Raw genomic sequence first — 14,060 nt, 5'->3', positions numbered from 1 at the left:
ATGACCGTCACGCTCGAGCCGATGCCCGCCGCCGCTCTCGCCGCCTGGATGCGGGTCCAGCGCTCGGCGTACATCGAGGACCGGATGCGGGCGGGCGACGACGAGGCGGCCGCGACCCGCAACGCCGACGCCTCGTACGAGAAGTACTTCCCGGGCGGCTCCCCCGCCGCCGGGCACGACGTGCTCCTCGTCTCCGAGGACGGCCGCGCGGTCGGGTCGCTCTGGCTCGGCCCGCACCCGAGCGGACTCGAGGGCGTCGGGTACGTCTGGGACGTGCAGATCGACGCCGCCGAGCGCGGCCGCGGCCTCGGCCGGGCGGCGATGCTGCTCGCGGAGTCGCACGTCCGCTCCCAGGGCGGCTCCGCCCTCGCGCTGAACGTGTTCGGCTTCAACACCGCCGCGCGGGCTCTGTACGAGTCGCTCGGCTACGAGACGACGTCCCTGCAGATGCGCAAGCCGCTGGCCTGAGCGGGGCCGCTCGACGCCGGGCAGGGGCACGACCCGGTCGCGCAGAACGCCGCACGCCGTGCTCGAGGGCGGACGCCGACGGGCGCCCACCGACGAGCACGGCGGCGATGGTGGAACCGCCGGGGATCGGCGGGACCCTGCGGTCAGCTCGTGGAGGCGACGGCGGTCGGGTCGCCGGTGCCGGACGGACGCGGGGCGTCACCCGAACCCGTCGCCACCGACGCGCCGGTCGGAACGACGGTGCCGCCGGTCGCCATCCCCCGGCCGAAGGCCTGGCCCTGGAGGATCGCGCCGAGGTCGACGCCGGTCGCCGACCTGACGCTGTCGAACGTCGCGGCGAGACCCGCCGCCTGCTCGCGCGCGATGTGGGTGCCGGCGGTGTCGCCGCCGATCAGCGTCACCGAGCCGACGTTCTGGTAGCCCTTCGCGAACTCGGCCATGAGCGAGGGCAGCTGCCCGATGAGCTCGCGACCCAGGATCGCCTCCTGATTCTCGCGGAGCGCCTCCGCCTCGGCCGCGATGGCCGCCGCGCTCGCCTCGCCCTTCGCACGGATGGCCTCCGCCTCGGCGGTCGCGTTCGCGCGCAGCGCCTCGGCCTCGGCGCCCGCCTTGGCCCGCAGTGCGTGGGCCTCGGCCTCGGCGCGGGCGCTCACGGCGGCGGCCTCGGCGGCGGCGGACGCCTGGCGCGCCTCCGCCTGGCGCTGGACGGCGTACGCCTCGGCGTCCGAGACCTGCTGCGCGACCTGGCGGTCCGTCTCGGCCTTCTTCTCGCGTCCGTAGGCGTCGGCGTCGGCCTCGGTCTGACGGCGGTACTTCTCGGCGTCCGCGACGCGCTTGACGTCGGCGTCGAGCTCGGCCTGCCGGTTCTCGGCGCGCTGCACGAGGACGGCCTGCTCGCGCTCGGCGCGGGCCAGGTTCTCGGCCTGCTCGGCCTCGGCGTTGGCGCGGCCGACCTCGGACTTCGCGGCGGCGGTGTTCTTGTCGTAGGCGGTCTGCTCGATCAGGTTCGCCTCGTCCGTGGCCAGCTGGCGAGCCTTGACCTCGCGGGCCGCGTTGATCCGCGCGACGTCGGCCTCGCGGCGGACGCGCTCGATCTCCTGCGCACCGAGCGCCTCGATGTAGCCGTTGCGGTCGGTGACGCCCTGGATGGCGAAGGAGTCGAGGACGAGGCCCTGGGCGAGCAGGTCGCCCTTGATGCCCTCGGCGATCTCGTCTCCCAGCTTCTGCCGGTCCTGCATGACCTCCTCGACGCTGAGCTTCGCGACGACGCCGCGGAGGGCGCCCTCGAGCTGCTCGGTCGTGAAGACGTCGATGGACTGGTCCTGCGACGCGAAGCGCTCGGCGGCGGCGCGGACCTGGTCGGCCGTGGACCCGATCTTGACCAGGGCGACGCCCGCGAGGTGGATGGTCACGCCGTTCTTGGTCTGCGCGACCGGCTCCATCTTGATCTGGCGGGAGCGCAGCGAGATGCGGTCGGACCGCTGGGTCAGCTTGTTCACGAACGCGCCGCCGCCGGTGATGACGGTCATGTTCGAGGTGAGGCCGTCCTCGCCCTTCTGCTTCTTCCCGACGATCACGATCGCCTCGTCGGCCTGCGGCACCTGGTACCAGGCGCGGAAGAGGAAGAAGCCGATGAGGGCGATCAGCAGGAGTGCGCCGACGGCGACTCCGGCGAGGACGATCCAGAGGAGATCCGGTTCCATGGGCGGGCGACCTTTCGTCCGACCCGCGCGACGCGGGTACCTGAGAGACGTACAGGTTCCATCGTGTCACAGCGCCTCGGACGGCCGCGTCGGCCGGAGGGGGGATACTGCGGAGGCCGCCGAGAGCGGTTCACCATGAGGCGGGCCCGGAGGAGGACGCCACGAACGAGGGCGTCGCGCGGAGTTCCGCGGAGGAGATCAGTGCTGGGGTACCTGGACTCGAACCAAGAACAACTGAACCAGAATCAGCCGTGTTGCCAATTACACCATACCCCAATGGTCATCCGGAGGTGATCCCGGGACCAGGCGGCGACCGGATCGAGACCCGAGCGCCGAGAGACGACAGTACCCTACGCGAGCATCCCGCTCAAATCGAGCCGCGGACGACGCTGCCCTCGGACTCCGGGGCGGCCTCGCCGAGGCGGGCGCGGACGAGGTCGCGGTTGATCGCGGAGGCGACCTGGGCGCCCGATCCGGCGGCGACGATCAGCTGCTGCGGGCCGGGAGGGGTGACCTCGCCGGCGGCGTAGAGGCCGGGGACGGACGTGCGGCCACCGGCGTCGACGCGGAGGAAGCCGTCGACGTCGCGGTCGGGGCCGGCCGCGTCCAGGTAGTCCAGCGCGGGCGTCCAGACGGGTCGGACGAACGCCCCGGTGCGCGGGACGACGTCGCCGTCGACGAGGCGGACGCCGGTCATCTCGGCGCGCTCCCCGGCGAGGTCGGCGACCGGGCGCCGGTCGACCCGGATGCCGATGGAGGCCAGCAGCGACTCGTCGGCGTCGCTCACCGTCCCGACGCCGTTGGTGAAGACGATCAGGTCGGTCGACCACTGCGAGAGGAGCATGGCCCGCTCCGCGAGGTCGTCGGTCTCGCCGATCAGGGCGAGCGCCTCCCCCGCCTTCTCGTAGCCGTCGCACTCCATGCAGCTGTGCACGGCGGTGCCGTAGTAGGCGCGCAGGCTCGGGAGCGCGGGCGGCGTCTCGAGCAGTCCCGCGGCGACCACGACGGCGGTGGCGACGACGGAGCGGTCCGCGCTGCCGCGCACGCCGCGCGCGCCGACCACGAACTCGCCGCCGGAGCGCTCGACCGACGTGACGAGGGCGTTGTGCACCTCGGCGGCCTCGTAGCGCTCGAACTCCTCGCGGCCGAGGCGGCGCAGCTCGAGCGGCGAGATGCCGTCGCGGGTGAGGAACCCGTGCGAGTGCAGGGTCGCGGCGTTCCGCGGGCGGTTGCTGTCGAGCAGCAGCACGCTGCGGCGCGCCCGGACGAGGTTGAGCGCGGTCGAGAGCCCGGCGGGGCCCCCGCCGATCACGACGACGTCGTAGCGTCCGCCGACCGTCTCCGCCACGGTCAGGCCTGCCGGGAGGCGCCGAGGTGAGCGCCCAGGCGGTCGAGGCGGGCGATCGACTCCTGCTTGCCGAGGATCTCCATCGACTCGAACAGCGGCGGCGAGACGCGGCGCCCGGAGACCGCGGTGCGCAGCGGCCCGTAGGCGATGCGGGGCTTGAGGCCGAGGCCCTCGATCAGCGCGGAGGCGAGCGCCTCCTGGATCGAGGCCGTCAGCCACTCGGACGCGGGGACGAGCTCGAGAGCGCCGATCGAGGCGGCGAGCACCTCGCCGGCGTTCGCGGGCAGGCCCTTCAGCGCGTCCTCGTCGTACTCGAGCGCGTCGGAGGAGGTGAAGAGGAACCCGAGCATCCCGGGGGCCTCCCCCAGCAGGCCGATCCGCTCCTGCACGAGGGGCGCGGCGGCGTCGAGCACCGCGCGCTGCTCGGCGGTCGGCTCGCCCGCGAGCACTCCGGCCGCCACGAGGTACGGGATCGTCCGCTCGGTGAAGTCGTCGACGGCCAGGAGGCGGATGTGGTCGCCGTTGATCGACTCGGCCTTCTTGAGGTCGAAGCGGGCCGGATTGGGGTTCACGTCGGCGACGTCGAAGGCGGCGACCATCTCGTCGATCGAGAAGACGTCGCGGTCGTGCGTGAGCGACCAGCCGAGCAGGGCGAGGTAGTTGACCAGGCCCTCCGGGATGAAGCCGCGGTCGCGGTGGTGGAAGAGGTTCGAGGACGGATCGCGCTTGGAGAGCTTCTTGCTGCCGTCGCCCATCACGTAGGGGAGGTGCCCGAAGCGCGGGACGAAGGTCGTCACTCCGATGTCGATCAGCGCGTGGTACAGCGCGATCTGCCGGGCGGTCGAGGGGAGGATGTCCTCGCCGCGCAGCACGTGGGTGATCTGCATGATCGCGTCGTCGACCGGGTTCACCAGCGTGTAGAGCGGCTGGCCGTTGGGGCGCACCACGACGAAGTCGCTGAAGGAGCCGGCGGGGAACGTGATCGGGCCGCGGACCAGGTCGTCGAAGGACAGGTCGGCGTCCGGCACGCGCAGGCGCAGCGCCGGGGCGCGGCCCTCGGCGCGGAAGGCGGCGCGCTCCTCCTCGGTGAGATCGCGGTCGTGGTTGTCGTACCCGTGCTGCTTCGCGCGGCCGGCCGCCTCGTTGCGCGCGTCGATCTCCTCGGCCGTGGAGTAGCTCTCGTAGAGGTGCCCCGAGGCCGTCAGGCGCGCGATCACGTCGAGGTAGACATCGGTGCGCTCGGACTGCCGGTACGGGCCGTGCGGGCCGCCGACTCCGACGCCCTCGTCCCAGTCGAGCTTCAGCCAGCGCAGCGCGTCGAGGATCTGCTCCACGCTCTCCTCGCTGTCGCGGGCGGCGTCCGTGTCCTCGATGCGGAAGACGAACGTGCCGCCGGTGTGGCGCGCGTACGCCCAGTTGAACAGGGCGGTGCGGATGAGGCCGACGTGCGGGGTCCCGGTCGGCGAGGGGCAGAAGCGGACGCGGACGTCGCTCCCGGTCGCGGTCGTGAACGGGTGCGCGTCCGGCGCGCTTTCCAGGGGCGGGGTGAGCTCAGACATACGAGGCCGATCCTACCGGCGGGAGCCGGTGCGGCGCCCGGGATCGCGGGGGCCGTGGCGCCTCCGCCCCGGGCACGGTGCGCGCCTCGCGGCGACTGCTTCTACCGGACAGCACTGCTCCGAGTCAACGGACTCCCCGAGCGAGCAGGAGCAGTGGTGCGCTGACCCCGGGCCTCTCGTCGAGAGGGCCCGAGCGCCGCACCGCAGGCCGCGCCGGGCCTCCGCGCGAGCGTGCCCGGAAGGAGCACTGATGAGCACGATCGATCTCGACCCCCGCACCGACCGCCCGAGCGCCCTCACCGAGGCGGCACGGGAGGAGAAGGACGCCCGCACGCTCTCGCTCTTCCAGGCCGCGGTGAGCGCGGAGGCCGCCGAGGGCGCGCGCATCCGCGAGCGCATCGTGCTCGACCACCTGGGCCTGGCCGAGGCCATGGCCCGCCGGGTCTCCAGGAGCGGAGGCGACTGGGCGGATCTGCGCCAGGTCGCCTACGTGGGCCTCGTGAAGGCCGCCCGCCGCTTCACTCCCGAGCGCGGCGACAGCTTCGCCGCGTTCGCCGTCCCCACGATCACCGGCGAGCTCAAGCGCCACCTCCGCGACCTCGGCTGGATGATCCGGCCGCCGCGCGGCGTGCAGGAGCTGCACCGCCGCTCCGCCGTCGTCGCCGACGAGCTCGCGCAGGAGCTCGGCCGTCACCCCACCGACCAGGAGATCGCCCGCCGCCTCGGAGTGGACGCGGCGGAGGTGGCCGACGCGCGCCTCGCGGGGCATCCGCTCTCCCTCGACGAGACCGTGGGCGAGGGCGGCGTCGGCCTGGGCGACACCCTCGGCGGCGAGGACGAGCGGCTGCTCGAGATCGACCGGCGGCACGGGCTCGCCGAGGCCCTCGCCGAGCTCGAGGAGGGCCAGCGCGAGCTCCTGCGCATGCGCTTCGTCGAGGAGCGGACCCAGCAGCAGATAGCCGACGCCCTGGGGACGACGCAGATGCAGGTCTCGCGCCTGCAGCGGCGGATCCTCGCGCAGCTCGCCGACCGGCTAGGCGCCCCCTCGCGCAGCCATCAGCCGCGCGCTCCCCGGGCCCGCGTGGCCACGGTCACTCCGGTCCGACCGGCGACGCGGCTGAAGTCCGCCTGAGGTGGGCCTCGGCACGCGACGGGAGCGACGAGAGGGCGGCGAGGACGTCGTCGACCTGGACCGCGAGCAGCGCCGGGTCCGGCTCGGCGGAGAAGACATCGCCGCGGCGGAGGGAGGCGTCGGTCAGCACGACGTGCGGACCCGAGGCCGGAGGACCCCAGGCCTCGGGAGGTGCCGGACCGAAGATCACGACCGAGGGGACGCCGTAGGCGGACGCGAGGTGCGCGGCCCCGGTGTCGACGGTCACCACGACCTCGGCGGCCGCGACGACCGCGGCGAACCCGCTGAGCGCGAGCTCCCCCGCCAGTACCTCGCCCGTGCCGGCGAGCTCGGCGACGCGGCGGGCGCGGTCGGCCTCGTTCGCGCCCCCGGTGTAGACGACGCGGTGCCCCTCGGCGGTGAGGGAGCGGGCCACCGCGGCGAAGCGCTCCTCCGGCCACTCGCGCGAGCCGTAGAAGGCCCCGATGTGCACGACGGCGGCTCCGGGGGCCGAGGCGGGCTCCTCCGGGACGGCGATCGCGACGTCCTCGGGGTCGGCGTCGAGACCGATCGAGTTCACCAGGCGGGCCCAGCGGGCGCGCTCGAGCTCGCCGTCGATCCAGAGCGGCCGCGGGTCCTCCGGGCCCGTGCCCGGGTCCAGCGCCGGGACGCGGAACTCGAGAGTGCGCTCGGGCGCGATCTCGCGCAGCCGCAGCCGCGACTCCGGGCCGTTGCCGTGGAGGTTCACGCCGAGCTCGACCCGGCCGGCGGCCATCGGCAGCGGGTCGTCGAGTCCGCGGAGGGTGGGCACGAGCGCGTCCAGGCCCTCGACCAGGTCGACGATCGGCTCGAGCCAGGGCGTGGTCGCCATGATCAGCCGGTGGTCCGGGAAGCCGCGGCGCAGGGCCTTGAGCGCCGGGACGGCGACGAGCAGGTCGCCGAGCTTGAGGGCGCGCAGCGCGAGGATCTCCGGAGTCCCGTCCGGGGCGGTGAGAGCGCGCACGGCGCCTCCTTCCTGTCGGAGTCCCCGTACCCCGCTGCGCGCACCTCAGACGCGCCGCCCGCAGATGCGAGCGACGCGCCCGGAGGGACCGACTTCTCCGGAAGGGGGTTTACATCCCCGGTCGAGGGGTACGAGGAGAAGGTGAACGACTCCTCCTCCTGGAGCGCCGACGAGCGCGCGAGGGCCCCGCGCCTGCGGGGGATCCTCTTCGACCGCGATGCGACGCTCGTGGTCGACGTGCCCTACAACGGCGACCCGGCGCAGGTCTCCCCGATGCCCACCGCCCTCGCGGCGGTCGAGCGGGCGCGCGAGGCGGGGCTGGCCGTGGGCGTGGTCACCAACCAGTCCGGGATCGCCCGCGGGATCATCGACCGCGGCCAGGCCGACGCGGTGAACCGGCGCGTGGACGAGCTCTTCGGCGGCTTCGACGTGTGGATGCTCTGCCCCCACGGCCCGGAGGACGGCTGCTCCTGCCGGAAGCCCCGGCCCGGCATGGTGCTCGGCGCCGCCGAGCAGCTGGGACTGCCGGCACGGTCCCTCGCCGTGATCGGCGACATCGGGGCCGACGTCGGCGCCGCCGCCGCGGCCGGCGCCCGTGGAGTGCTGGTGCCGACTCCGATCACCCGCGCCGAGGAGGTGGACGCCGCTCCGCTGCAGGCGGCGACGCTCCTCGAGGCGGTCGAGCTGCTGCTCGCGATGCAGCCCGACGAGGACGTCGAGTGAGCCGCCGCGTGCTCGTCGCCCGCCTGGACAGCGCGGGAGACGTCCTGCTGTGCGGACCCGCCGTCCGCGCGATCGCGGCCGACGCCGAGGTGCTGCTGCTGAGCGGTCCGCAGGGGGCGCCCGCGGCCGCGCTGCTGCCGGGTCCCTCCTCCGTCCGCACCTGGTGGTGCCCGTGGATCGGCGACGCCTCCCGCCCCGTCGACTCCGAGCTCGTCGACGAGCTGCGCGCGATCGTCGAGGAGTTCGCGCCGGACGAGGCCGTGATCCTCACCTCCTTCCACCAGTCGCCGCTTCCGCTGGCCCTGCTGCTCCGCCTCGCCGGTGTCGCCCGCATCACGGGCGCCTCGGTCGACTTCGCGGGCGCCCTGCTCGATGTGCGCCTCGTCCCGGGCGAGACCCTCGAGGAGGACCAGCCGGAGCCGGAGCGCGCGCTCGCGATCGCGGCGGCGGCCGGCTTCGCGCTGCCCGCCGGCGACGACGGACGGCTCCGCGTGCGCCGCGAGGGCGTGCTGCCCGCCGCTCTCGAGGGGATCGGCCCCTACGCGGTCGTGCACCCCGGGGCAGCCGTCCCCGCCCGCGCCTGGCCCGCGGCGAACGCGGCCCGCGCCGTCGAGCTGCTGGCGGACGCGGGCCTCGCCGTCGTCGTCACCGGCGGCCCGGGCGAGCGCTCCCTCACAGCCGAGGTCGCGGGCTCCCGCGGCATCGACCTCGGCGGGGCGACGGACTTCCCCGGCGCCGCCGAGGTGCTGGCCGGCGCCGAGGTCGTGATCTGCGGCAACACCGGCCCCGCGCACCTCGCCGCCGCGGTCGGCACCCCCGTGGTCAGCCTCTTCGCGCCGGTCGTCCCGGCCGTGCGCTGGGCGCCCTACGGCGTCCCGGTCGCGCTGCTCGGCGACCAGGAGGCGCCCTGCGCCGGCTCGCGCGCCCGCGTGTGCCCCGTCCCCGGCCATCCCTGCCTCGCGGGGGTGAGCGCCGAGGAGGCGGTCGCCGCCGCCCTCCGACTCCGACCCACGACTTCCCCGAGAGAGGCCATCGCATGAGGATCCTGCTCTGGCACGTGCACGGCGGCTGGGCGGACGCCTTCGTCCGCGGCGCCCACACCTACCTGCTCCCCACGACTCCGGCCCGCGACGGCTGGGGCCTGGGCACCGGCGGCCGCGACTGGCCGAGCGCCGTCGAGATCGCGCCCGAGGAGCTGCACGACGCCGACGTCGACGCGGTCCTCCTCCAGAGGCCCGAGGAGCTCGCCGAGGCCGAGCGCCTGCTCGGGCGACGCCTCGGCCGCGACGTGCCCGCCGTCTACGTGGAGCACAACACCCCCCGCGGGGACGTGCCGGACAACCGCCACCCGTTCGCCGACCGCGACGACCTGCTGATCGTCCACGTCACCCACTTCAACGCCCTGATGTGGGACACCGGATCGACGCGGACGACGGTGATCGAGCACGGGATCCACGACCCGGGTCCCCTCTACACCGGCGAGCTGCCGCACTTCGGCGTGGTCGTCAACGAGCCCGTCCGCCGGGGCCGGGTCGCCGGGACCGACCTGCTCCCCCGCTTCGGCGCCGTCGCTCCGCTGGACGTCTTCGGGATGAAGACCGACCGGCTCGCCGAGCTGCCGGGCCTGGAGGACGTGACGGTCCTCGGCGACGTCCGCACGCAGGCGATGCACGCGGCCCTGGCCCGCCGCCGGGTCTACCTGCACCCGTTCCGCTGGACCTCCCTCGGCCTCGCGCTGCTGGAGGCGATGCACCTCGGGATGCCCGTCGTCGCGCTCGACGTGACGGAGGCGGGGCGCGCCGTCCCGCCCGAGGCCGGAGCGGTCTCGAACGACCTCGACGCCCTCGTCGCCTCGGCCCGGGCGCTCGTCGAGGACCCGGACCGCGCCGCCCGCGCCGGCGCCGTCGCCCGCGAGGCCGCGCTCGCGCGCTACGGCCTCGCCCGGTTCCACCGCGACTGGGACGAAGTCCTCGCCGACCTCCCCGGACGCCGGTCGCCGGAGCCCGCTCTGGAAGGGAGCACCCGATGAAGCAGCACCTCTCCGCCGCGCCCGCGCTGACGATCGCCATGGTCTCGGAGCACGCGAGCCCGCTGGCGACCCTCGGCGGCGTCGACGCCGGCGGCCAGAACGTCCACGTGGCGGCGCTCGCCGACGCGCTCGCCCGCCGAGGCCACCGCGTCGTCGTCTACACCCGCCGCGACGACCCCTCCCTCCCCCGGCGCGTGCCCTTCACCTCGGGAGTCGAGGTCGTGCACATCGACGCCGGGCCGCAGCGCCGGGTGTCCAAGGACGAGCTGCTGCCCTTCATGGGCGACTTCGCCGTCGACCTCGCCGAGGAGTGGCTGCAGGAGCGGCCGGACCTCGTGCACAGCCACTTCTGGATGTCCGGGGTCGCCGCGCTCGACGCCTCCGAGCGGGTGGAGCGAGCCACGGGTCGGCGCGTGCCCGTCCTCCAGACCTTCCACGCGCTGGGCGTGGTCAAGCGCCGCCAGCAGGGCGCGCTCGACACCAGCCCCGAGGAGCGCGCCTGGCTCGAGCCCGGAGTGGGCCAGAAGGCCGACGGCGTCGTCGCCACCTGCTCGGACGAGGCCTTCGAGCTCAAGGGGCTCGGCGTGCCGACCTCGCGCATCTCGGTGGTGCCCTGCGGTGTCGACATCGACCGGTTCTCGGTCGAGGGCCCGGTCGCGCCCCGCGGCGAGCGCTCGCGGCTGATGACCATCGGACGCCTGGTGCCGCGCAAGGGCATGGGCATCGCGATCGAGGCGCTCGCGCACCTGGTCGCGGCCGGCCACGACGCCGAGCTCGTCGTCGTCGGGGGATCCGGCTCCGGCGACGCGCTGACGGCGGACCCCGAGTACCAGCGGCTGCACGGCGTGGCCGAGAGCCTCGGCGTCGCGGACCGCGTCGACTTCGTCGGCCAGCTCTCGCAGACCGAGATGCCCGCGATGCTCCGCTCGGCCGACGTCGTGGTCTGCGCGCCCTGGTACGAGCCGTTCGGCATCACTCCGCTCGAGGCGATGGCCTGCGGCGTGCCGGTCGTCGCCTCCTCCGTGGGCGGCCTGATCGACACCGTGGTCGAGGACGTCACCGGGGTCCACGTGCCTCCGCGCGACCCGGTCGCCCTGGCCGCCGCCCTCGGCTCGCTGCTGGAGGACCCCGACCGCGCCCGCGCCTACGGGGCCGCCGGCCGCGAGCGCGTCGAGTCCCGCTACTCCTGGGACCGCGTCGCCGCCGACACCGAGCGCGCCTACGTCACGACCCTCGCCGGCCTCGGCGACGAGTCGCTCCTCACCGGCGCCACGAGCGCACCCTCATCCCCCACCACCCGGAAGGCGGCTCCGCGACGATGACCATCGACACCGCGACCATCGACACCGTTCTGGACACCCCGGCCGACGCCGCCCGGCGCCTCGTCGACGACCACGTGGCGCGCGCGCTCGACGCGGTCGCGCAGCTGGAGCGCCACTCCGACAGGATCGCCGCCTGGGGCGTCGAGCTCGCCGACCGCCTGCACTCCGGCGCGCGCCTGCTCGCCGCGGGCAACGGCGGCTCCGCGGCGGAGGCGCAGCACCTCACCGCCGAGCTCGTCGGCCGCTTCGACGGCGACCGCGTCCCCTTCTCCGCCATCTCGCTGCACGCCGAGACGTCGAGCCTGACCGCGATCGGCAACGACTACGGCTTCGACCACGTGTTCTCGCGCCAGGTCACCGCGCACGCCCGGGCGGGGGACGTCGTGGTGCTGCTCTCCACCAGCGGACGCAGCGCGAACCTCCTCCACGCCGCGGAGGCCGCCCGCGCGGCGGGCGCCCGGTCGTGGGCGCTGACCGGCGAGGGGCCGAACCCGCTCACCGAGCTCTGCGACGAGGCGATCGCCCTCGAGGGCCACGGCTCCAACGTGCAGGAGGCGCAGCTGGTGCTCGTGCACGCGCTCTGCCGGGCCTTCGAGCACCGGATCCGCGCGCGGACGGCGGCCGCCGCGTGAGCCGCCTGCGCCTCGTCGTCGTCGGCGACGTGATGCTCGACGTCGACCTCTCCGGACCCGCCGAGCGGCTGAGCCCGGACGCCCCCGTCCCCGTGGTCGACGTGTCGGCCCGCAGCGCCCGCGCCGGCGGTGCCGGGCTCGTCGCCCGGATGCTCGCCCGCGACGGGCACGAGGTGACGCTGGTGACCGCGCTCGCCGAGGACTCGGATCCGGACGTGGCGGAGCTGCGCGCCGAGCTGTCCGGCGTCCGCCTGGTCGCCGGGCCCTCGGGAGCGCCGACGCCGGTGAAGACCCGCGTCGCCGCCTCCGGCCAGGCCGTCGTGCGGATCGACCGCGGCTGCGAGACGCCGCCCGTCCCCGGCGTCACCGACGCCATGCTCGCCGCGCTCGCCGACGCCGACGCCGTGATCGTCGCCGACTACGGCCGCCGCCTGACCGAGGAGCCGTCGCTCCGCACGGCGCTCGACGCGCTCACCGTGCCGCTGGTGTGGGATCCGCACCCGCGGGGCTCGCAGCCGGTCGCCGCCACCTCCCTCGCCACCCCGAACCTGGCCGAGGCCACCGCCTTCTCGGGAGCCGTCGGCCGCGGAGTGACGCGCGCCGAGTCCGCCGCGACCACCCTCCTCGAGCGCTGGGGCTGCGGTGCGGTCACCGTGACGATGGGATCCTCCGGCGCACTGCTGCGCTCCCGCGGCGCCGGCGTCCCGGTCGTCGCACCGGCCGTCGCCGTGCCGCCCACCGACCCGTGCGGCGCGGGCGACCGGTTCGCCGCCTCCGCCGCCGTCGCCCTCGCCGAGGGCGCGAGCACCTCGGAGGCGGTGCAGGCGGCGGTCGCCGCGGCCGGCGCCTACCTCCTCGCGGGAGGGGTCGCCTCACTGTCCGCTCCCGCCGACGCCGCACCCCTCCACGGCGGCGGGGTGGACGCCCTGCGCGTCGCCGAGTCCGTCCGCGCGGCAGGAGGAACGGTGGTCGCGACGGGCGGCTGCTTCGACCTGCTCCACGCCGGCCACGCCCGCACCCTCTCCGCCGCACGCGCTCTCGGCGACTGCCTGATCGTCTGCCTCAACTCGGACGACTCCGTCCGGCGCCTCAAGGGCGCGGCGCGGCCGATCATCCCCGAGGACGACCGCGTCGACCTGCTGCTCGCGCTCGAGTGCGTCGACGCCGTGCTGGTCTTCGGCGAGGACACGCCGGACGAGGCGCTGCGCCGCATCCGCCCCGACGTCTGGGTGAAGGGCGGCGACTACTCCGCCGAGTCCCTCCCCGAGACGGCGACGGTGGCGGAGTGGGGCGGCCGGGTCCTGACCGTGCCGTACCACCCGGGCCGCTCGACCACCCATCTCGCCGCCGCGCTCGCGCGCGTCGGCTGACCCGCGGCCCACGAGGCCTGCAGACCACCCCCGGAAGGAAACCATGAGCACCACTCCCACCCCCATCGGCCGCGTCCTGATCACCGGAGGAGCCTCCGGGCTCGGTGCGGCCGTCGCCGCCGCGGTCACCGCCGCCGGCGGCACGCCGATCGTGCTCGACCGCGACGTCTCGTCGGTTAAGGAGGGCGTCGCCGCCTACCAGGTCGACGTCGCGAAGACCCGCGAGGCCGAGAAGGCGGTCGTCGAGATCGCCCGCGAGCACGGCGGGCTCGACGCCGTCGTGACCGCGGCCGGCATCGACCGCTGCGGCCGCCTCGTCGACGTGGAGCCGGAGGAGTGGGAGCGCGTCATCTCCGTCAACCTCCTCGGCACCGCGGCCGTCGTCCGGGCGGCGCTGCCCTTCCTCACCGAGACCCACGGCCGCGTCGTCACCGTCGCCTCCTCGCTCGCGATCAAGGCCGTCTCGGACGCGACCGCGTACTGCGCCTCGAAGTTCGGCGTGCTCGGCTTCACCCGCGCGCTCGCGGCCGAGACCAAGGGCGAGATCGGAGTGACCACGCTGATCCCGTCGGGCATGAAGACGCGCTTCTTCGACGACCGCGACGAGCAGTACAAGCCGGGCCCGGACGCGCTGCTGAACGACCCGGAGAACGTGGCGAACGCCGTCATGTTCGTCCTCGGCCAGCCGCGCGGCTGCGAGGTCCGCGAGCTCGTCATCACGCACGAGGAGGAGCCGTCCTGGCCGTGATCCGCTGATCCGGGCGCGCCCCGGATCCCCCTCCGCGAGACGCC

At 75.0% G+C, this 14,060-nt stretch carries 13 protein-coding genes and 1 tRNA gene; 9 read left to right on the top strand and 5 right to left on the bottom strand.

What is annotated here, in order from left to right:
- Positions 1-468 (top strand): N-acetyltransferase, encoded by a 468-nt coding sequence (locus tag C5C25_RS06915; RefSeq protein WP_104250154.1) that lies wholly within the window; start codon positions 1-3, stop codon positions 466-468.
- A 143-nt stretch (positions 469-611) separates the two neighbouring features.
- Here the strand turns inward: C5C25_RS06915 and C5C25_RS06910 are convergent, their stop codons facing one another.
- From C5C25_RS06910 to gltX, 4 genes are all read right to left on the bottom strand, one after another.
- Complete coding sequence (locus C5C25_RS06910) at positions 612-2,171, bottom strand: SPFH domain-containing protein (RefSeq protein ID WP_104226268.1); 1,560 nt, start codon at positions 2,169-2,171, stop codon at positions 612-614.
- A 204-nt stretch (positions 2,172-2,375) separates the two neighbouring features.
- Positions 2,376-2,447: transfer RNA gene (locus C5C25_RS06905), tRNA-Gln, on the bottom strand.
- 91 nt (positions 2,448-2,538) lie between these two features.
- The gene (locus C5C25_RS06900) at positions 2,539-3,519 is read right to left on the bottom strand and encodes an NAD(P)/FAD-dependent oxidoreductase (protein WP_181133655.1); all 981 of its coding nucleotides are present in this window, start codon (positions 3,517-3,519) and stop codon (positions 2,539-2,541) included.
- 2 nt (positions 3,520-3,521) lie between these two features.
- A complete protein-coding gene (gene gltX, locus C5C25_RS06895; RefSeq protein WP_104223519.1) occupies positions 3,522-5,078 on the bottom strand; it encodes a glutamate--tRNA ligase in 1,557 nt (518 codons plus the stop codon).
- A gap of 250 nt (positions 5,079-5,328) precedes the next feature.
- Here gltX and C5C25_RS06890 point away from each other — a divergent pair, with 250 nt between their 5' ends.
- Entirely contained in the window at positions 5,329-6,210 is an 882-nt protein-coding gene (locus C5C25_RS06890) for a sigma-70 family RNA polymerase sigma factor (protein ID WP_104250153.1), read from the top strand.
- On the opposite strand, the gene C5C25_RS06885 is transcribed toward C5C25_RS06890, so the two are convergent.
- Positions 6,170-7,192 (bottom strand): glycosyltransferase family 9 protein, encoded by a 1,023-nt coding sequence (locus tag C5C25_RS06885; protein WP_104250152.1) that lies wholly within the window; start codon positions 7,190-7,192, stop codon positions 6,170-6,172. The genes C5C25_RS06890 and C5C25_RS06885 overlap by 41 nt on opposite strands.
- A gap of 141 nt (positions 7,193-7,333) precedes the next feature.
- Here C5C25_RS06885 and C5C25_RS16480 point away from each other — a divergent pair, with 141 nt between their 5' ends.
- The 7 genes from C5C25_RS16480 to C5C25_RS06855 are packed head-to-tail and all read left to right on the top strand — an operon-like array spanning position 7,334 to position 14,016.
- A complete protein-coding gene (locus tag C5C25_RS16480) occupies positions 7,334-7,915 on the top strand; it encodes an HAD-IIIA family hydrolase (RefSeq protein WP_181133654.1) in 582 nt (193 codons plus the stop codon).
- Positions 7,912-8,955: a glycosyltransferase family 9 protein gene (locus C5C25_RS06880; protein ID WP_219814389.1), complete on the top strand. Its 1,044-nt coding sequence runs from the start codon at positions 7,912-7,914 to the stop codon at positions 8,953-8,955. The genes C5C25_RS16480 and C5C25_RS06880 overlap by 4 nt, the downstream gene beginning before the upstream one ends.
- Positions 8,952-9,944: a glycosyltransferase gene (locus tag C5C25_RS06875; protein WP_104250151.1), complete on the top strand. Its 993-nt coding sequence runs from the start codon at positions 8,952-8,954 to the stop codon at positions 9,942-9,944. The genes C5C25_RS06880 and C5C25_RS06875 overlap by 4 nt, the downstream gene beginning before the upstream one ends.
- Positions 9,945-9,970: 26 nt before the next feature.
- Positions 9,971-11,266: a glycosyltransferase gene (locus tag C5C25_RS06870; RefSeq protein ID WP_104250203.1), complete on the top strand. Its 1,296-nt coding sequence runs from the start codon at positions 9,971-9,973 to the stop codon at positions 11,264-11,266.
- A complete protein-coding gene (locus C5C25_RS06865; protein WP_104247441.1) occupies positions 11,263-11,898 on the top strand; it encodes an SIS domain-containing protein in 636 nt (211 codons plus the stop codon). Before C5C25_RS06870 ends, C5C25_RS06865 begins: the two co-directional genes overlap by 4 nt.
- A 5-nt stretch (positions 11,899-11,903) precedes the next feature.
- A complete protein-coding gene (locus tag C5C25_RS06860; RefSeq protein ID WP_104250204.1) occupies positions 11,904-13,268 on the top strand; it encodes a PfkB family carbohydrate kinase in 1,365 nt (454 codons plus the stop codon).
- Between the two features lie 43 nt (positions 13,269-13,311).
- Positions 13,312-14,016, top strand: coding sequence for an SDR family oxidoreductase (locus C5C25_RS06855; protein ID WP_104250150.1), 705 nt, complete (start codon positions 13,312-13,314; stop codon positions 14,014-14,016).
- The last annotated feature ends 44 nt before the right edge of the window (positions 14,017-14,060 follow it).

The sequence above is a fragment of the Rathayibacter sp. AY2B9 genome (genome assembly GCF_002931595.1).
Lineage (GTDB): Bacteria > Actinomycetota > Actinomycetes > Actinomycetales > Microbacteriaceae > Rathayibacter.
The sequence above is the reverse complement of the archived record's forward strand: the minus strand, read 5'-3'. Positions and strand labels throughout refer to the sequence as shown.

Bases quoted from the DNA above. Each gene is read 5' to 3' on its own strand.
- gltX (WP_104223519.1), bottom strand. From the start codon at position 5,078: ATGTCTGAGCTCACCCCGCCCCTGGAAAGCGCGCCGGACGCGCACCCG.
- C5C25_RS06915 (WP_104250154.1), top strand. From the start codon at position 1: ATGACCGTCACGCTCGAGCCGATGCCCGCCGCCGCTCTCGCCGCCTGG.
- C5C25_RS06855 (WP_104250150.1), top strand. From the start codon at position 13,312: ATGAGCACCACTCCCACCCCCATCGGCCGCGTCCTGATCACCGGAGGA.
- C5C25_RS06865 (WP_104247441.1), top strand. From the start codon at position 11,263: ATGACCATCGACACCGCGACCATCGACACCGTTCTGGACACCCCGGCC.
- C5C25_RS06875 (WP_104250151.1), top strand. From the start codon at position 8,952: ATGAGGATCCTGCTCTGGCACGTGCACGGCGGCTGGGCGGACGCCTTC.
- C5C25_RS06910 (WP_104226268.1), bottom strand. From the start codon at position 2,171: ATGGAACCGGATCTCCTCTGGATCGTCCTCGCCGGAGTCGCCGTCGGC.
- C5C25_RS06890 (WP_104250153.1), top strand. From the start codon at position 5,329: ATGAGCACGATCGATCTCGACCCCCGCACCGACCGCCCGAGCGCCCTC.